Raw genomic sequence first — 19,075 nt, forward strand, 5'->3', positions numbered from 1 at the left:
GGTGTCTTCCTCTTGCGCTCGCGCAGTCCTCATGGATAGTGCGCGAACACCTCAGTCGAACCGTCGCGTTTCAGGAGCAGCACGTTGTAAGATTCGGCCGCACCATGCTCCATGCCTGGCGAACCCGTAGGCATTCCAGGAACGCTCAGCCCGATCGCGTCGGGCCGCTCCGCCAGCAGCCGCTTTATTTCGCTCGCCGGCACGTGACCCTCGATCGTGTAGCCTTCCACAATGGCGGTGTGGCAAGAGGCGAGTTCGGGCGTTATGCCGTGCTCCTTCTTGATCTTGGAGACATCCCTCGTATCGATCATCGTGACCTTCATGCCCGCATCTTCGAGACGCTTCGCCCATAGGTGACAACATCCACAGGATGGCGAGCGCCATGCGGTGATGTCTTGGGCAAGGGCCGCAAGCGGCGCAATAAGGCCAAGGGCGAAGACGATGGCCAAACTTGTTTTCGATTTTGACATGTCGGTCTCCCGGAAGGAGGACAAGCAGGCCGCGTGGACCTGCGCTCGTCGGTTCACTGGAACAGATATTTGATGAGCGCTATTATCGCGAGAATGAGAGCTATCAGGATCAAAATCCAGAAGAGTCCCATGCTCGACATGCCCCAACCGCTCATCATCCCGTCCGATTCCATCATGGGTAATTTTCCGTTTTGCAATCTTCCGCTCACTCCACGCGGCGAATTTCGTCGATGACATAGAGGCCTTTTGCATCGCGGCTCAGGGTGAACGTCACTTTAGCTCCCGGCGCCAAGCCCGTGAGGTCGATGCCGGGCGCGATGCCGAAAGCCATCGTCATGCCGGGCCAATTCAACGCGGCGATCGGCCCGTGCGTGATCAGGAGCTTGCGCTCGGTTGCATTGACGCCCTTGATGACGCCGTCGCCAGACGCCTTGTCTGCGGCTTGGGCGACGACGAGCCGTTGCGCGGATTCGACCGCGCCGACTTTTGTCGCGCAGAGCGTGGGGGCGATCGCCGAAGCAGCGAGAACCGCAACGAGTTTGACCCGGTGATGAGGAAGGTTCTGCATTATTTCTCTCCTTGGTGAACATCATTCCGCGCTTTGAAACGCGGATCGAATGGCCAGCGTCTTCGACAACCATGCTGTTTCATCGTCGCGCGGCGGGCCAAAGGGCTTGATCAGCATATAGATCGAAGGATGACGACAAGCGTCAGAACCGTCGAACGCGCCATCCCGCCAATCATCGAAACGGCGATACGCTGCATGATTTCTGATCCGGCGCCTGCGCCCCAGACGATCGGCGCGAGCCCCGCCATGCTGACGCCGACCGTTTCGGCGCATATATAACGGCGCTCTGAGACCTTTCATGGCGCAGGGCCGCTTTCCTATAAGAAACGGCCCCAGAAAAAGCCCCGGTCGGGCCGTTCCTATATAGCTGAAAGGGATTACGATATGGGCGGCTTCATGTTGAACATGCATTCAATCACGAGGCCTCCCCCGTCAGCGGCAGACCCACACCCATTGTCCCTGATGGAGATGCCAGCACACATTATGCCTGTGTTGACCCGGGGTGCTCCAATCGCGATGCCCGTGGCGGCTATGCCCGCCGGGGACCATTCCGTGAATCTGCGGATCTTGCCCCTGCATCTCTTGGGCCATTGCGGGGACGGATAGGGCCAGCATCGTCGCTAAGGCAATAGAGAGTTTAAGCATTGGTCTTTCCTCCTGTGAAGATTGTTGTGCATTGTTCTATGGAGCTGCGTGAATAGTTCCGTCCAACTCCTGTTTGACCTCGCCTTTTTCAGACAAGCCAAACCCCTTGATCAGCGCATAGATCGCCGGAATGACAACGAGCGTCAGAGCCGTCGAAGACACCATCCCGCCAATCATCGGAACGGCGATGCGCTGCATAACTTCTGATCCTGCGCCCGTGCTCCAGAGGATCGGCACGAGCCCGGCCATGATCGCGACGACCGTCATCATCTTCGGCCGCACGCGTTCGACCGCGCCGAGCATAATCGCTTCTCGTAAATCGGCGCGAGTGAAGCTTTTCCCTTTGGCTGCGCGTTTGACCGCGACCTCGCGCATCGCCGCATCGAGATAGATCAGCATCACGACGCCGGTCTCGGCGGCGACGCCAGCAAGCGCGATGAAGCCGACCGCCACTGCGACGGACATGTTGAAGTTCAGGAACCACATCAGCCACACGCCGCCGACCAACGCGAAGGGCAGCGACAGCATGACAATCAAAGTTTCGGTCAAACGGCGGAAATTCAGGTAGAGCAACAGGAAGATGATGAGTAGCGTCAGGGGCACGACCAGCCGCATGCGCGCCTGTGCACGCTCCAGATATTCGAATTGGCCGCTCCAAACGACATAAGCGCCTGGCGGGAACTCAATCGTGTCGACGACCGCCTGGCGCGCTTCTTCGACAAAGCCGCCGAGATCGCGGTCCCGAATATCGACGAAGATGTAGACCGCGAGCTGGCCATTCTCGGTGCGAATCGAGGTCGGGCCACGAACGAGTTCGACCCTCGCTACCTCGCCGAGCGGAACCGTCCCGCCGCCGGGTAAGGGAATCAGCACTTCGCTGGCGATCGCTCTCGGATTGGAGCGGAAGTCGCGCGGATAGCGGATGTTGACGCCGTAGCGTTCGCGTCCTTCAACCGTTGTTGTGACGGTCTCGCCGCCGAGCGCCGTGGCGATTGTCGCTTGCAGGTCGCCGATCATGAGGCCGTAACGCGCGAGCGCAGCGCGATCCGGCGCGATGTCGAGGTAGTAGCCGCCCATGACGCGTTCGGCGTAGGCGGAAGAAGCGCCAGGAACGTGTTTCACCACAGTTTCAACCTGCCGCGCCAAGTTCTCGATTTGCGCAAGATCGCGGCCGAAAATCTTGACGCCGATTGGCGTCCTGATTCCGGTCGCCAGCATGTCAATTCTGTTTCGGATCGGCATGGTCCAGGCGTTCGATACGCCGGGAAATTGCAACGCCGCATCCAATTCCGCAGTGAGCTTGTCGATCGTCATTCCAGGACGCCATTGATCCTTTGGCTTCAACTGGATGACGGTCTCGAACATTTCGAGCGGCGCCGGGTCGGTCGCGGTGGAAGCGCGCCCAGCCTTGCCATAGGCGGACTGAACCTCGGGGAAGGATTTGATGATGCGGTCTTGCGTTTGCAGGAGTTCGGCGGCCTTGGTGACCGAGAGCCCCGGCAGAGTCGTCGGCATGTAAAGGAGCGCGCCCTCATTGAGAGCGGGCATGAATTCGCTACCAAGCTGGCGCGCCGGAATGATGGTCAGCGCGAGCGCTCCCAACGCCAGCAGAATAGTGGCGACCTTCGCTTTGAGCACCAGACGTATGATCGGTCGATAGAGCCAGATGAGGGCGCGATTGATCGGGTTTCTGGCCTCGGGAACGATTTTTCCGCGCACGAAGACGACCATCAGCGCCGGCACGAGCGTCACGGAAAGAAGCGCCGCCGCCGCCATAGCGAAAGTCTTGGTGAAGGCAAGCGGGCTGAACAGGCGCCCCTCTTGCGCTTCGAGCGTGAAGATCGGCAAGAAAGAAACCGTAATAATCAACAGACTAAAGAACAGGGCGGGGCCGACTTCTGTTGCAGCGTCGATCAGTATCTCGATGCGCCGCTTATCCGGATGTGCGCGCTCCAGACGCTTGTGTGCGTTCTCGATCATGACGATGGCGGCGTCGACCATTGCGCCGATCGCGATGGCGATGCCGCCCAAACTCATGATGTTCGAGCCGAGTCCCAGCGCCTTCATCGCGGCGAAGGCCATCAAAATGCCGACCGGCAACATGATGATCGCGACGAGCGCGCTACGCACATGCAAGAGGAACGCAACACAGACGAGCGCGACAATGATGCTTTCCTCGATGAGCGTACTCTTTAGTGTTTCGATGGCAGCATGAATAAGCTGTGAGCGATCGTAAACCGAGACGATCTCGACGCCTTTCGGTAGGCCTGTCGCCATCTGCGCGAGGGTGGACTTGACATTGTCGATCACTGTGAGCGCATTGGCGCCATAACGTTGCAGTGCGATGCCACTCGCGACCTCGCCCTCGCCATTGAGTTCCGTGATGCCACGTCGTTCGTCGGGACCGAGTTCGATGCGTGCGACGTCCTTTAGGAGAAGCGGCGTGCCGCTTTCAACGCGCAGAACAATGCTTTCCAGGTCGCTCACGCCGCGTAGATAGCCGCGTCCGCGCACGATAAATTCGAACTCGGACAATTCAACCGTGCGGCCGCCAACATCGGCGTTGCTCGCTCGAATGACGTCGCGCACTTTCGACAGCGGAATGCCGAGCGCGCGCAGTCGGTTAGGATCGACAACGACATTATACTGCTTGACGAAGCCGCCGACGCTCGCGATCTCGGCGACGCCTTCGGCCTTGGCGAGGCCGTAGCGGATCGTCCAATCCTGGATCGAGCGCAATTCGGCGAGCGTCATATCCTTGGCGATGAGCGCATATTGATAGACCCAGCCAACGCCCGTCGCATCGGGACCAAGAACAGGCGTCACGCCCGCCGGCAATCTCTTACTCGCCGCGCTCAAATATTCGAGGACGCGGGAGCGCGCCCAGTAAATATCGACGCCATCGTCGAAGATGACGTAGACGAAGGATACGCCAAAAAACGAAAATCCGCGCACGACTTTGGAACGCGGAACGGTCAGCATCGAACTGGTGAGCGGATAAGTGACTTGGTCCTCGACGACTTGCGGCGCTTGGCCCGGATATTCCGTATAGACGATCGCTTGCACATCGGAGAGATCGGGAATGGCGTCGAGTGGCAGCGTGCGCAAGGCATAGACGCCCCCTGCGACCGCGAAGGCTGTGCCGACGAAAATGAGCACAAGGTTGCGCGCCGACCATGCGATGAGGCGGGCGATCACTTGCCAGCCTCCCCTTGATCGAGAGCTCGCAACGCCGCCTTCAAATTGCTTTCGGCGTCGATAAGGAAGTTCGCGGCCGTGACGACGCGTTCGTTTTCATTTACGCCGCTCTTGATTTCGACGAAGCCTTCGCCGCGTCGGCCGATTTTGACTTCGCGCGGCTCGAAACGCCCTTCGCCCTTGTCGACAATCGCCACTTGCCGCTTGCCCGTGTCGATGACCGCGCTTTCGGGGACAGTAAGCGCCTTCTCGTTGCCGCCGGCGGCGATGTCGACGTCGGCATACATATCTCCCCGCAGCAGTCCGTCGGGGTTTGGCAGTTCGATCCTGACACGCGCCGTGCGCGTCTCCATATTGAGATGGGGATAAATCAGCGCGACCTGCCCCTTGAAGGTTCGATCTGGGTAGGCCCTTGGTCGGACGTCGACCTTTTGTCCGGGGGCAACCAAAGCGATGTCGCGCTCGGCGATGTCAGCCAACACCCAGACCACCGAATGGTCGACGATGCGAAATAGCGCGTCGCCGGGCGCGGCGCGCATGCCGTTGAGCGCGGTCCGCTCGAAGATGTGTCCGTCCTGCGGCGCCCGCCATAGAATATGATGCGGGACGCCACGCGCGCGCGCTATCGCTGCAATAGCATCGTCATCAAGACCGAGGTTGCGGAGTCGGAGCCTCGCAGCCTCAATGCCCGCCGCCTCGATTGCTTCGCCCCGTCGCGTCTTCAGGACGGCGACATATTCGGCCGCCGCGCTTGAAACATTGGGGCCATAGATGCGCATGAGCGGCTGGCCCTTGCGGACGTAATCGCCTTCCACGAACTTCTCGACCGATTCGATGAAGCCCTCGAAGCGCAGGGAGACGATCGAGATACGGCGCGGGTCGAACTCGATCCTGCCCGTCGCGCGAACAGGGACGCTCAGCGTCCGACGTTCGACCGGTTCGGAACGAACCCCTGTCTTTTGCAACTTGCCGGGGCTGATTGTGATGGTCGAACTATCTTCGGATTCGTCCTCATAGACGGGAATGTAATCCATTCCCATCGAATCCTTCTTTGGAACGGGCGAGGTGTCGGGCAGGCCCATCGGATTGCGATAGAAGCGCACGCGCCGCTCTCCGCTCGCGGCAGATGCGACTGGCGGCTTGTCTTCGAAGCTCACATCTTCGCTCGCGCGCACTGGCAGGTAATCCTTGCCAGCCGATGTCTTTTTGGGCGTGAGCGAATAAGCCCGGCGACTGTCGGGATCGCGGTAGTAAATGATCGGGCCTGCCGTTGCAGGCGCCTTGTCCGAGACGTTAGGCCTCGCATCGTCCCGGGTTCCTGAGGGCGTGACCCATTTGAAACGTCCTTCGACCAACCAAGCGACGGCGGCCGCGACGACCGCAAAGCCGAACAGAAGAATGACGTAACGCCGCGTCATAGAGAGCCTCCAGCCAAACGTTCAAGCTCGGCGTATCGGGCTTGCTCTTCGACTTTGAGCTTGAGGATTTCGACTTCGATCGCGCGCAGTCGCCGCTCGGCTTCCAGAGACGTCGCCAAATCGGCGGTTCCAGCCGCAAAAACACTTCGCGCCATTTCTACCGACGGGCGCGCCGGATTGAGCTGGCGTTGTTCGACGATGCGGATCGCCTTGCGTGCCGCCTCCAGCGCGAACCACGTTTCGGCGGCATCGCCATCAACGCGGATTCGAATGGCGTCGTACCGCATCTGCCCGGCGCCGAGTCGCGAACTGGCAGCGCGCTGTTCGGCAGCCTTCGCCTCATATTGCAGCGAGACTTTAAAGCCAAGCATGAATTGCCCGGCGTTGTCGCCGGTGGGACGCTGCACAAAGGTCGCGCCAACGGTGACGTTTGGGTAGCAGGTTAGGTCCGTAAGCTCCTTTCGTTCCGGTGGTCGCGCGGCAGTCTTGACGCGGGAGATTAAGTCTGTGTCGACGACGCGACTCTGATGCCTCGCGGCCTCGGCGTCGGCCTCGGCGACGCCGCGCTCCAGATCGCGCTCGCCCCAGAACTTAAATTCCTTTTCGACGCCGATCCAAGGTTGGCCGACGCCGCGTCCATTCACGTCCCATGCTTGCAGCGTTACCGTCGGATCGGCCAGCACGCCAACTGCGCCCACTTTTTGCGCGGCCGCGTTGGCAGCCAGCGCAGACCCCGCCAATTCGCTGCTAAGCTGTCGCGCCAACGCGCCAACGCTGTCGACGTTCACGCCGGGAACTTCGCACTCCTTCGCCGCGATCGGAACTGTCCACGGCAAGTCCATGACCGGTCCAATCGCGGCGAGGCGGCCAAGGCGTCGAACTACTCTCATGGCGCCGCCTTTAAGACGAGCCGATTTTCGAGCGTACCGGTCTCGCCCTGGACTTTCGCCGCCAGCGAAACTCTCCACTTCCCCTCCATCGACAGATCGAGCTTGAAGCGATAGACGCCAAGTTCCGCGCTCGGCAGAGGCTCGATGCTGGCCGTCATCATCTCCATGCCGTCGGGCGCCATGTCGAGCCGCGTCGCGAAAATCACCGCGCCAGGAACAAGCTTGCCGTCTGGCTTGTGAATAAGGCGCACCGAGACGATTGCGTCACCCTTCTTGATGCCCTTTTCGATAAGCGTGAATTCGTAATCCTTGATGTCGGCTTGCGCCATTGGGACGCCGCCAAGCATTAAGGCGAGAGCAGTCAGGGCGACGACAGGGACGTGAGGCGAGTTCACAAACGGCATGAGGTCAACACAAGCCTTTCCTTGGCTCTTGGTCTCTCCGAACGCGCAAGCGCGCCAATAATGATGGGGGAACGCGAGTAAAACGCTGTTGGGCGCGCCAGGGCCAGCGATGATCACCGACCGTGATCCGGAGCACGACAAGCGTCGGAAGCGTCGCTCAAACGCTTTTTTCGCTGGTAAGCTGCCTGTAATCGACCACAATCACGACCGCCTCAGCACGCCGAAACTCACCATTTCATGCGGAAGTTGACGACTCTCACTACGCCGCGGCGATGCTCGCACTGGATATCGAGTTCATCGCCCTCGTGGAGCGACGCGAGAGAGGCAGCATCTGCTACAGGGATGTTTTGTATCGTCATCGCCGGCATCCGGATCTGCGGAATGGCCCCATGTGAAACCGTGATGCGACTCGCGGGAAGATCGACTTTCCGGACAACGACGCGTACCCACGGCGCTCCCTCGGAGTTCGCTTGGGTTGGCTGCTGGTTGGCGATACGTTTGTACCAATCGACGCATGAAGACGGCGGTCGCCAATGGCGAATGCCGCGCGTAGCCTCCGTCGGGCTCAGCGTCACAAAGCATCCACCATGATTTGACCCTTGTTCCTGTGCGAGGCCGGTTAGTGTCGTCGCCGCCAGGGCGGCGCCCGCGAGCGCCAAAGGTTTCAGGACCTTCATCATCGGTTTCACTCCTCTTAAACTCGGCTTTTCAGGCGACGTCGCTCGCCTGAGCCCTAAAGGCAGAGCGTGCGTGGGCGGAACGCGTGGACCAATAGTGCGCGCTGATAATTGGCAACGCCACTAATAATAGAGACGTAAGTTCGAGTATGGAACGAGTCAATGGCGTCAAACAAAAATAATTACATAGTATTATGTAAAGTACATCGCGCGCAGATACTCATTCTCCTGACGCGTATTATTGCGCAGACAGCATGAATTAGACGGCTTGTGATCTTTGGGTCGGGGCTGTCCACAACGCGTCCCAGCTCGCGCGCCGCTTGGCGGGACGCGCCAACGGGTGGCGTCCGACGTCCGGGCGTCGCGCTACTGCGGCCGACTATTGCGGCGTTAGGCGATTGGAGGCCGAAGGTCCGGCGGGCCGGAAAGGCCGCAGCGCTCATGGTCGTCACGCGGCGTCAATGGCGATGCACACGTCGCAATTATCGAAGTAATAACGGTTTCGTGCGGCGGCAGGATGGTTTGCGTCAGCCCGCACGTCAGCGTCGCGCAGCCGAGAGCGCCAGCGTCGTCACCATTCATGCTTTCGAGGCAATCATCCATATTCATCATGCCAACCATGCCATCACACTGGTGGGTGGCTTTGGACGCCCAAGCGCCGCTCATGCCGCTAGTCAATACGGCCAGCAAGGCGAGGAGGATGATAAATGATTGCGCCCGATGAGACATGTTCGCCAACTCTTAGAGAGTGAGAGGATATAATCCGAGCCGCGTCCCGATTCAACCCGAGCCCATCGTTCTTGCCGCGTCGCGCATTTTCGACTCGAATTTGGCGGGCCGGTGAAATTTAAGGGCGATCGCCTAAATTTTAGGCGACGTCCTGTTGCGGCTCCTCGTTTGGCTCGGCCAAAGGGACAATTCGCATGACTGAGAATAATACTTCGGGAAACGACGCATACCGAAAGGCGTTGCACAAGGCGCAGGTGGAGCTCGTCAAATTCCACAAGCACGTCATCGAAAACGATCGCAAGATACTGGTCATTTTGGAAGGCCGGGACGCGGCCGGCAAAGACGGGACGGCCAAGCGCATCACCGAGCATCTCAGTCCGCGCGAATCGCGAATCGTCGCGCTCGGCAAGCCCTCAGACCAAGATCGAAAATCCTGGTATTTTCAACGCTATGTGCCACATTTGCCGAGTAGCGGCGAGATCGTGATCTTCAACCGCAGCTGGTACAATCGTGCTGGCGTCGAACGTGTCATGGGCTTCTGCACGAATGAAGAATATGAGCAGTTCGTGCACACAGTGCCGATATATGAGCAATTGCTCGTCCATTGCGGCGTCACGATCATCAAATATTATCTCGACATCAGCCGTGACGAACAGGAAAGGCGGCTCAAGCGCCGACGAGAAGACCCGTTGCGCCAGTGGAAAATTAGTCCCGTCGATGAAAAGGCGCTAAGCCACTGGAAGGATTATTCGCAAGCGCGCAACGAGATGCTCCTGAGAACGCACAGCGTGTTCGCCCCTTGGACGCTTGTGAAAGCCGACGACAAAAAATCCGCGCGTCTTAATATCATTCGCGATCTCTTATCGCGCTGTGAATACGCCGGCAAAGGCGGCCATGGCGAATTTCCTGATCCCAATCAAGTCTTTCTCTTCGATGAGCTTCTCCTGACAAAAGGCGTGATTACATCCTGAGATAACTCCGGCCGCCTGGCTGTCGTCGCGCATCTCGCGCGACATGGCGATTTTGGCGCGCTGAGTTCATTCGGCCAGAGGGCTGACATGGGCTTCTGTCTTCGCGCAACCATCAAACGATGGCGCTATCGTTCGCGTCGCCAATGACGAGGCCCTTTGCGCCTGCCAACATTTGTGCGCCTTCTGACCAACCATCCGCTGCTGCGGAAGTCTTGTTGCTATTGCAAACGGCGTTTCAAAAATGGCGGCGAAGCTCATTTCTTCCATTTGATCACGCCAGACGCGCGCAGTTTCGAATATTTGCGAGACCTGCGCGATAGCCGCCCGTTCTCGAACTATGAAGTCGCTGTTATCGGCCACGGGATGGCGATGATCTCGGATCGCCTCAGCCAGCAGTTCGATTCCGCGCATCATCGGGCAGAACCGCTCCGACAGCAGATACCGACTTGTGCGCATAGGATGGATCCAGTGTAGAATGTTTGCAGTCCAAGGATTTGAAAGCGCCTGCACCCACGGGCTAATGACGGCGGCATAGATCGAATCGGCGATCTCCGAGACGGCGCGAACGTGTTCGAAGGCCTTTACCGGATGGGCGAATTTCAAGGCGGAGACCTCGCGTGGTTCGAACCGGACCGAATAGTTCGGCTTATGGCAATCCCGCTGGCCCGTTGGATTGTCGATTTTCATTTCATAGAGCCCCGGCGCCAGCGCTTCGATGTCTGCGAGGCTTTCCAGGATCGCGCGATGCTCGAACCGCGCGACTGACGCCGAGACGAAAATGCCGAGATGTCCAACGTGCGGATTGATGAGATAGACGATCCGCTGCCCAGCGCGTTTAAGATCGTCCGTGTCCTCATATACAGCGGGGATCCAGCCGAGCGCCTGATGCGGCGGCGTGATATTATCGCCATAGGAGGCGAAGATCACCAAGGGGTTCCGGATCTTACGTAGATCGGCGAAGCAGCCTTCGCAGATCCGAAACAAGCCCTGTTCGAGTTGATTGCCGATGAACAAGTTCTCGACGATGGCAAGAATCTCCTCGCGACTCAAGCTATGAAAGCCGCTCCACCAGCGTTCGAAATCAAGAAAGCGCTCGCGCTCGGTGTCAATGTGGGTGAAGAGCCGCGCGTATTTGTCCCAGAGCGCGTTTCCGGGATTCAACGTCTCGAAGTTCTGTGCGAGCCAGGCGCCATCGAAGCGCCCGTTGCCCAGATCGGCAAATAGATGCGCGAGCCATGCGCCGCCAAGTAGGCCACCAGCGAGTCGCGCCGGGTTGACGCCCGATTCCCCTGACCAATAGGACAGCGGCGATCCATTAAGAACAGCGGGTCCAACGAGGCCCTGGCAGTCGGCCGCAAGCAAGGCGATCGCCCAGCCGGCCTGGCAATTGCCGTAGAGCACCGGTCGTTTGCCGGGATGGCGCCTCGCGACCTGTTCGACGAAGCGCCGCAGCGCGTGCAGCACGTCGGCGAGGGTCTGGCCGTCGCAAGGCTCGGGAAAGAAGATCACGAAATAAACCGGATGCCCTTCGAGCAGCGCCATTCCCACTTCGGACTCGCGCTTGAATCCGCCGATGCCTGGCCCGTGGCCAGCGCGTGGGTCGACAATTATGACGGGAGCCTTTTCCTCATTGACGCAGTCGCTTGCGCGACAACCCTGTGCCTCGGTGATGCGCAGCAGCGCGTAATTGGCCGGTTTCTCGAAAGCGCGCGCGTCGAGGAGCAGCTCCCATTTGAAGTCGAGGAGGGCCGGCAGGCCAAGCCGTTCGTGTTCGAGCAGATTGTCTGCGCGCTGGCGCAACGTGTCCCAAAAGAGAATACCCCGTTCGATAACATCACACTGGTAGGCAAGGAAACTGGCGAACGAATCGCTTTTCGCTTCAGCCGAGGCCGCCGAAATGACGCTCACGCCGCCGCCCGCTTGCGCGAGGGAAGAGAGCGAGCTCTCACCTGGGCTCTCGTCGCCGACCTTGTTGGTGGAAGCCATTGCCGTGATCCTTTAAGAACCGCGTCCGCCAAGGCGGAACAGCTCAAAGCTGATTTTCAAGGTTGGCGGAATCCGTTTTCGGACAGTTTGCCAACAAAAGCCTGCATGTTGCCCATGCGGACCCCGTAGGGGGATCTCCGAACCGTTCGAGTGAGTCCTGTTCGTTGCGCGCCAGACGCGCGCAACTTTAAATCATCACGGGCGACATAACGAGTCGGGATCAAGCGGTATTCGCGAAACTGCCCGATCTCAGGATCGAGACGACCGAGCAGGTTGCCCATCTGCCTAGTGTACCAGATCGCCCTATCGCTCGTTGCGAGAGAAACGTACGGGAGCGAGCCGGAGGTTGGCACGCGCGCCATTCCTTGAAGGCGACATGAATGTCGTGAACAACGACGCCTGCGATCGAAGCGTCGCTTTGGAAGCTGTTTCCAGTCGGCGAAACAACGCTCATTGCGACCGCGAGGGTCACCAATAACTCGTTTCTTGCGGAACATCGGCATTTTTTCTTCTCGAGGCCTGTCCGCGCATGCTCTTCCCCGTTTGCCGCAGGCGTGGCCGGAGGTGCAGCAAGGGTTAAGGCGGCCATGGCGGAAGCCGCGGCATAGCGCATGCCGTGGAGCCGTGCGCCTAATGTACTTTCCGGACGATCATGAAAGGATCGGTGTCGGGCGATTTGACGCGCCATTGGTAACCGGCGAATAGACCATCAGCCGACAGTTTGCTTTGCGCATTATGCTTAAGAAGCTCGACGCCTCTCTGCAGAGCCACGATGAGCGCGCCGTCGATTTGCGCGTCCGTCCCAGAGAGTTGACACGGGGCAGTTGCGTCCGGACGGGAACCTCCAATTGCGATGGCGCCGTCGGACTGCGACCTGATGCTGAACACCTTCATTTCGCGAGACGGGAAGAACGACGATTCCCCCTGGCGCGAGAGCGCTCCAAGATAACCGCATAGCGCCCCCGGCCCACATAGTCAGCTTTTCGAAAACCCTTATGACGCAACTGAACGGCGGCGTCATTGAGTTGCGCTTCCATGTGCGCGTCCGGGCACCCCCGTTCTGCCTGTATCAGCGCAGGCACGAATATTAGGACGCCATCGTAAGAATAGGTGTAACTTCCATCGGCGTGAATTTCGACCCGCATCGAATTGCTCCGGGGCGAGCGTTCGAAAGAAGTTGCGCCTTTCAACCCCCGTACTCGTTTAACCCTATTTAGGGCCATATCCACTGGGGAGACGGTCGAACGTGCCCGAACTGTTCTGAGCTTGAGCTACAGGTCGGCCAGAGCGCACCTCATGGGGAAGCGAGATAACAATCCTCGTTTTGTCCGTCGCGCCGTGATCCACACATTGCCGAGCCGTGTGTTTCAGAGTGGATAGAAATATAGAGACGGGCAGGGGATTCGCTGCGCATCTAGGGGGCCGCCTTCGAACTCAAGGCCGACAGGCCGGTTCCACCGACCAGAACAATGTTGCGTTATTGGCGATGAAGGAGCCGCCAGCCAGATCGCGCACCAGTCCCAAGTCGATCGGCGTGTCCTCGAATGCAAAGTCGTCGACATCCTAGCCAAAGGGCATCTTGGCGACAGTCATATCGGATTGAGCGCGCCTGCTTCACCGATATCTCCGCCTTGAGGTGATCGCCGACGAGGCGTTGCGGCTCATGTTTTCATATGAGCGCCGTAACGAGCGTCTCGGCGCCCCCCGCCGCTGACGATGACGCGGCGCGCGAGGCTTGGCTTGGCGAGTTGTCAAAGGTCTGCGAGACCGCAAGGAGGTCTGCAGCATCCATCGCCGCCGACCGAGAGAGCGACCGCACGCACACCGAGGTCCAGGCTTGGCTCAGGCGCTTGGTTAGCCGCCAACGATCGCGGCCGTATCCATAACGGAGGACAAACGGGCGCGCCGAATGCTTAGAGTGGCTTCCTGTTTCAATAAAAAACGCCCCCAGCGCGGACTCGATCCGTCTCATTGCCATCTTGTGGATCGATAGGGACCGCACCCGCGTGGTGGCGGCGTTCGAGGTAGAGCGGCCGGCTGCGCGATCATCCATCGGGAGAAAGTTTCGGGGCAAAAGCGGATTGCAAGGATTTGGGGAGGCTTCTCAAGTTCCGTGCTTCCGGCGACGCTGCAGTGGTGACCAGGATCGAACGCCCGCTCGACTTTTCGAGTCGTTCGCGATCGTCAAACGCATCGTGAGAGTGGGGACAGTCCTGGAGCTTTGCCGAACCATGGACGGACACCTCCATAAGCGCGGACCGCGGATGATCGGCGTGCTAGGCGGCCTGGCCGGGGTGGAGCCTGACTTGATCCGGAATTTCCCGGCCCAGCCGGTCCGACCTCGGGGCATGTTCAGACCCGTGCATGCGCTAGCGAAGGGCGGGCGTGGGCAAGGGGCGCGGCCAGCGCGTGGGGTGACCGGCGAAGATGACCCTCGCGCAGAGACAGGTGTGAGTGCCGGACGCGAGCAGAGGAGGGATCCACGGCCGATCCTGACCGCTTCTGGGGGCAGTGCCGACGCATCTACAGGGCCGCCGCCAATGGTCGAGGCTGTGCGGCAGCCGAACAAGCGCACACCGGCCTGGCCGAGTTCGTGCGCCGCAAGGCCTTCGAGTCGACCGCAGCCGCAGTTCCCAGTCGGCCCGACCCACTTAGCAGTCAGGCTTCTCGGCCGGCTCGCTCTCAAGAAGGAATTTCAGGGAAAGAGGACGCTACATCCCCCCGCGCCCGATGAAACGCAATAACAGGGAACAATATATCCGATTCCGGGAAGCCTCTCTCACGAACTCACACATCATTTTTGCCAGAGGGCGAGGTCGCGTCGGAGACGGAGGTCCTTGGGTGCACCGATGATCGCCACGTATTTGGAAGCTCATCGACGATTGAATCACCTTCTTGGATTCTTCTTCGTTAGCTGCGCTGTAGGGATTCTCCTTGGCATCATCCATCGCAATTGGTGGTTTGCTGCTGCTTGGTTGGTGGCGGGGTCCATAGGCGGTGTGATTAGAGTCTCGGTGAGCCAGAGCGCGGTCACTCCCAGCACCCCCCAAAACCACGAGTTTGCCAATGAGCTTGCCGACCAACGTGCATTCACCGGCAAATTTCTGAAGTTCACCAGCCTACTCGCGGCGACTGTACTGGCAGCTGGATTCGCACTTGGCAATCCGTGGTGGGGCAACCTGCTCGCCGCCGTTATTACATGGTTCGCAAGCATGTTCGGCATACCGCTGCTATGCGCCCCTCGAAAAAATGGAGAGAGGGACATAGTCGAATAGCAATCTTTGCAGCTGACCGAAAATATTGATGCAAGCTTCTGAAGGCCCGCAAACGTCTCCCGACCCCCCGGAGGTTCAAGGGGCCCCCGACGCGCCCCGCGCGAATGTCTTGGGCCGCGTCGTCGCCGAGGGTGGGCCCGGGAATGGCATGTCCAGTGTCGCCATGTTGAGTTGGCCAATTTTTTCTTCGAGCGTCATAGCTACAAGAAGCGAATCGAATGAGGGTCATCGTGGCGCTCAGAGCGGCGACCCTCGCGGCGGAAGCGTGGAAGGACCCGTCTTGATGACTAAAATCCGCAGTATATTTCACGGGAGCATAGCCGATTTTCACGATGAGGTGGTCGCGATGCGATTCCGCGTGATCCGAAACGACTCCGCTAGATCGCGTCCAGCCAAGCTTGAGATTCCGAACGCCGCCGAAGACGCTAAACGCCAGATTCCCTGACGCCCCGGTTCATCCGGTTAGGAGATGCCTTCCCGCGATCGATCTTGCCGATCAAGGACGTAAGTGATGCTATAATTCAGCTTAGCAAAAAGGGCGAGATTCGATGGTGGAGCAGGCCGACACGACGTGTCAAACCGTCGCCGAACGGCGAACGGGAGGCGACGAATTCGCGCCGCAACTGAAAATGCTTTTGGAGGCGTTCTACGTTTCGCGCGACCGCGCCATGCTGCTTTGGCTCGGCGTGGGTCTTGTCGCCGTGGTCGCTGCGACCGCTTATGGACAGATCATGCTCAACGCCTGGAACCAACCGTTTTACGATGCTCTCTCCCGCAAAGATCTTCCGGCCTTCGGCTTCCAACTTATCGTTTTCGCCTATATCGCAGGCGCTCTGTTGATCCTGAACGTGGCCCAGACGTGGCTCAACCAGATGACGAAGATGAAATTGCGGGAAGCGCTGACACGGGACCTTTTCGCGCAATGGCTCGCGCCCAAACGCGCTTTTCTCCTCGCCGGCGCTAAGGAAGTCGGAGAGAATCCGGACCAGCGCATCCATGCGGACGCCCAGCATCTGGCCGAACTTTCCACTGATCTGGGCGTTGGGCTCGTCCAAGCGACGCTACTCTTAGCGAGCTTCATCGGCGTTCTGTGGATTCTGTCGGCGGGCGTGGTGTTCGAGTTCCAGGGAAAAAGCTTCGCTATTCCCGGTTATATGGTCTGGTGCGCGCTTCTCTATGCGGGCGCGGGATCATGGGCGAGTTGGCGCGTAGGCCGACCGCTGATCGCCCTTAACGGCGAACGTTATGCCCGCGAGTCCGATCTGCGCTTCGGCCTTGTTCACGTCAATGAGCATAGCGACGCGATCGCCGTCTACCGCGGCGAGGCAGAAGCGAGCGATCGGCTGCATCGAGAGCTTGATCGCCTTCTCCTCATTTTGCGTCGGCTCGTCGGCGCAACGACGGGCCTGACTTGGATCACGGCCGGCTATGGATGGTTCACGATCGTCGCGCCGATCGTCGTGGCGGCGCCCGCTTACTTCGCGGGGGATCTTTCTTTTGGCGGGTTGCTCATGGCCGTTGGCGCGTTCAATCAAGTACAGCAGTCGCTACGGTGGTTCGTCGATAATTTCGGCGTGATTGCGGATTGGCGCGCGACGCTCTTTCGTGTCGGCGGCTTTCGCCAGGCATTGATCGAAATGGACAAGCTCGGTGACGAGGCGAGCCGTATCGAACTCGTTACGACATCGGATGACAAGCTCCGCCTGGATGACTTTGGCGTCATTTCTCCCTCGGGGTGTACCATGTTGAATGAACCGCATGTCGAGATCCCGCCGGGAGATCGTGTCTTGATCGTCGGCGAGCCCGGTTCAGGAAAAACGACTCTTTTCTGCGCGATGGCGGGCTTATGGCCATGGGGAAGCGGCAGGATCTGCCTGCCGCCGGCGCAGAGCGTCATGTTCATGCCCAAGCGCCCTTATATACCTGATGGCGCCCTGCGCAGCGCACTCGCTTATCCGAATCCGCCACGCAGCTTCTCGGATCAGGAGTTCATCGCAGCTTTAACGAAAATGGGCCTGTCACATCTATCGCGCTGGCTCGATCGTGTCGCGCGATGGGACAGGGAACTGAGCGAGCCGGAACAACAAAGTCTCGCTTTCGCGCGCGTTTTGCTTCACAAGCCGCGTTGGGTCTTTGTCGACGAGGCGATCGAGTCTCTTGCTCCGCAGGCGCGCAAAACGCTTTTCAACATCTTCGAGCAGGAATGGGCGGCAACAACCCTCGTTCACATCAGCGGACCGCAGGCTAAGGACGAGTTCTATACGCGTGTTCTTTATTTGACCATGAATCCTCAAGGTCAGCGACTAAGGGCTCCCTGCGTGCCGTGTGATCCAGAAGCCCGAAGGCGAAGAGCCGTCCTTGCAGATAAACAATAAGTAAACCCGCATGGCGCCCATGCCCCCTAGGATCGTTCGCCGATGACAATCGCTCAAAACGACCGGATCATCTCCCAACAAAGGCCGGTCCTATCGGATGCGGCGCTGCTTGATCTCGTGCAGCGGCAAACGTTCCTCTATTTTTGGGAGGGCGCGCATCCCGCGAGCGGCCTTGCGCGCGATCACATCAGCCTCCTTGAAGAGCCACAGGATGATTGCGTCGCGATCGGAGGTTCCGGCTTTGGCGTCATGGCCATCATCGCCGCGACGGAAAGGGGATGGCTCACTCGGGATGAAGCTCTGACGCGTCTTGCGCTCATGCTCAATCTCCTGGAACGCGCGCCCTGCTATCACGGTCATTTTCCGCACTTCATGAATGACCGAACCGGCGCCTGTTGCGCGCCCAGAGCCGGAGTGTCGTGCTACAGCTGCGGCGGCGCCGGCGGCGCGACCATACCCTTCAGTCGGAAGGACGACGGCGGCGATATCGTCGAGACCGCGCTTTTGTTTCAGGGCTTGTTGTGCGCGCGACAATATTTCGATCGCGATACGTCCGCCGAGAAAAGCCTGCGCGACCGCATCACCTGCCTGTGGCTCGATGTGGAATGGAACTGGCACGTCCGCGAAGGACATAGCGTGCTGACTTGGCATTGGAGCCCCAACAACGGCTTCAGCCTTGCTCATGAAATCCGCGGCTGGAACGAATGCCTATTGACTTATGTCCTTGCCGCCGCCTCGCCGCGCTCTCCAATGGACTCGTCAGTCTATCACGACGGCTGGGCGCAGAGCCGGAGCTTTTTGAACGGCCATTTTTATTACGACATCGAATTGCCGCTCGGCCCTCCTTATGGCGGGCCCTTGTTCTTTTGCCATTATTCCTTCTGCGGCCTCGATCCGCGTGGGCTCGAGGATGTCTACGCCAACTACTGGCGACAGAATACGCATCATGTGCGAATCAATATTGAACATTGCATCCGCAATCCCGGGAATCACAAGGGATATGGACCATCCTGCTGGGGCCTCACGGCGAGCGACGATCCGGGGGGTTACTACGTTCACGCGCCGGGAGACGATAAATGCGCTCGTGCGTGCGCGAGCGGGCACGTTAGTGTGCAATGTTGCAAGCGGCATGCGCCGGATGAGGACAATGGCGTGATTGCGCCGACCGCGGCATTGTCGAGCTTCCCATATGCGCCGGAAGCGGCGCTTCGCGCCATGCGGCATTTTTACGATAAGCTCGGCGACAGGCTTTGGGGTCGTTTTGGTTTTACCGATGCGTTCAGCGAGGACGCCGATTGGTTCTCCCATACCTATCTTGCAATCGACCAGGGACCTATTGTCGCGATGATCGAAAACCACCGCACGGGTCTGTTGTGGAATCTTTTCATGAAGGATCCCGATGTGCAGGTTGGATTGCGTCGGCTCGGATTTCAAAGCCCGCATCTCAAATAGGACCCCCGCAGGGAGCT

The 19,075-nt window shown here is 59.3% G+C and carries 14 protein-coding genes and 2 pseudogenes; 4 read left to right on the top strand and 12 right to left on the bottom strand.

All coding sequences use genetic code 11. The features are described 5' to 3' along the window. Positions 1-29: 29 nt before the first annotated feature. From EHO51_RS18710 to EHO51_RS18745, 10 genes and pseudogenes are all read right to left on the bottom strand, one after another. Complete coding sequence (locus EHO51_RS18710) at positions 30-470, bottom strand: DUF411 domain-containing protein (protein WP_109026263.1); 441 nt, start codon at positions 468-470, stop codon at positions 30-32. A gap of 53 nt (positions 471-523) precedes the next feature. Beyond that, a complete protein-coding gene (locus tag EHO51_RS21280) occupies positions 524-646 on the bottom strand; it encodes a hypothetical protein (protein WP_281024522.1) in 123 nt (40 codons plus the stop codon). Positions 647-675: 29 nt separating this feature from the next. Beyond that, positions 676-1,038, bottom strand: a complete 363-nt coding sequence (locus tag EHO51_RS18715) for a copper-binding protein (protein WP_124740366.1) — start codon at positions 1,036-1,038, stop codon at positions 676-678. 21 nt (positions 1,039-1,059) lie between these two features. Next, positions 1,060-1,301: pseudogene (locus EHO51_RS21475) on the bottom strand (efflux RND transporter permease subunit); the annotation flags it as partial. 418 nt (positions 1,302-1,719) lie between these two features. Next, complete coding sequence (locus tag EHO51_RS18720; RefSeq protein ID WP_124740367.1) at positions 1,720-4,881, bottom strand: efflux RND transporter permease subunit; 3,162 nt, start codon at positions 4,879-4,881, stop codon at positions 1,720-1,722. Next, positions 4,878-6,299 carry an efflux RND transporter periplasmic adaptor subunit gene (locus EHO51_RS18725; protein ID WP_124740368.1) on the bottom strand — a complete coding sequence of 474 codons (1,422 nt, stop codon included), beginning with the start codon at positions 6,297-6,299 and terminating at the stop codon, positions 4,878-4,880. The genes EHO51_RS18720 and EHO51_RS18725 overlap by 4 nt, the downstream gene beginning before the upstream one ends. Next, a complete protein-coding gene (locus tag EHO51_RS18730) occupies positions 6,296-7,189 on the bottom strand; it encodes a TolC family protein (protein ID WP_124740369.1) in 894 nt (297 codons plus the stop codon). The genes EHO51_RS18725 and EHO51_RS18730 overlap by 4 nt, the downstream gene beginning before the upstream one ends. After that, positions 7,186-7,518, bottom strand: a complete 333-nt coding sequence (locus EHO51_RS18735; protein ID WP_348629950.1) for a FixH family protein — start codon at positions 7,516-7,518, stop codon at positions 7,186-7,188. Before EHO51_RS18735 ends, EHO51_RS18730 begins: the two co-directional genes overlap by 4 nt. Before the next feature lie 302 nt (positions 7,519-7,820). Next, complete coding sequence (locus EHO51_RS18740) at positions 7,821-8,273, bottom strand: copper-binding protein (protein ID WP_124740370.1); 453 nt, start codon at positions 8,271-8,273, stop codon at positions 7,821-7,823. A gap of 387 nt (positions 8,274-8,660) precedes the next feature. After that, a complete protein-coding gene (locus EHO51_RS18745; protein WP_124740371.1) occupies positions 8,661-8,999 on the bottom strand; it encodes a hypothetical protein in 339 nt (112 codons plus the stop codon). Between the two features lie 194 nt (positions 9,000-9,193). On the opposite strand from EHO51_RS18745, the gene ppk2 reads away from it, so the two are divergent. Beyond that, positions 9,194-9,970 carry a polyphosphate kinase 2 gene (gene ppk2, locus EHO51_RS18750; protein ID WP_124740372.1) on the top strand — a complete coding sequence of 259 codons (777 nt, stop codon included), beginning with the start codon at positions 9,194-9,196 and terminating at the stop codon, positions 9,968-9,970. A gap of 66 nt (positions 9,971-10,036) precedes the next feature. On the opposite strand, the gene EHO51_RS18755 is transcribed toward ppk2, so the two are convergent. After that, positions 10,037-11,956: a DUF3141 domain-containing protein gene (locus EHO51_RS18755; RefSeq protein WP_124740373.1), complete on the bottom strand. Its 1,920-nt coding sequence runs from the start codon at positions 11,954-11,956 to the stop codon at positions 10,037-10,039. Between the two features lie 1,447 nt (positions 11,957-13,403). Continuing rightward, positions 13,404-13,622 (bottom strand): annotated as a pseudogene (locus EHO51_RS21025) (ATP-binding protein); the annotation flags it as partial. Positions 13,623-14,805: 1,183 nt separating this feature from the next. Between EHO51_RS21025 and EHO51_RS18760 the strand changes: the two are divergent. The 3 genes from EHO51_RS18760 (at position 14,806) to EHO51_RS18770 (ending at position 19,058) form a co-directional block, all read left to right on the top strand. Next, positions 14,806-15,231, top strand: coding sequence for a hypothetical protein (locus tag EHO51_RS18760; protein ID WP_124740374.1), 426 nt, complete (start codon positions 14,806-14,808; stop codon positions 15,229-15,231). 548 nt (positions 15,232-15,779) lie between these two features. Beyond that, entirely contained in the window at positions 15,780-17,606 is a 1,827-nt protein-coding gene (locus tag EHO51_RS18765) for an ABC transporter ATP-binding protein/permease (RefSeq protein WP_124740375.1), read from the top strand. A gap of 42 nt (positions 17,607-17,648) precedes the next feature. After that, positions 17,649-19,058: a glucoamylase family protein gene (locus tag EHO51_RS18770; protein WP_124740376.1), complete on the top strand. Its 1,410-nt coding sequence runs from the start codon at positions 17,649-17,651 to the stop codon at positions 19,056-19,058. Positions 19,059-19,075 lie beyond the last annotated feature (17 nt).

This window comes from Methylocystis rosea (assembly GCF_003855495.1).
In the GTDB taxonomy this organism is placed as follows: domain Bacteria; phylum Pseudomonadota; class Alphaproteobacteria; order Rhizobiales; family Beijerinckiaceae; genus Methylocystis; species Methylocystis rosea_A.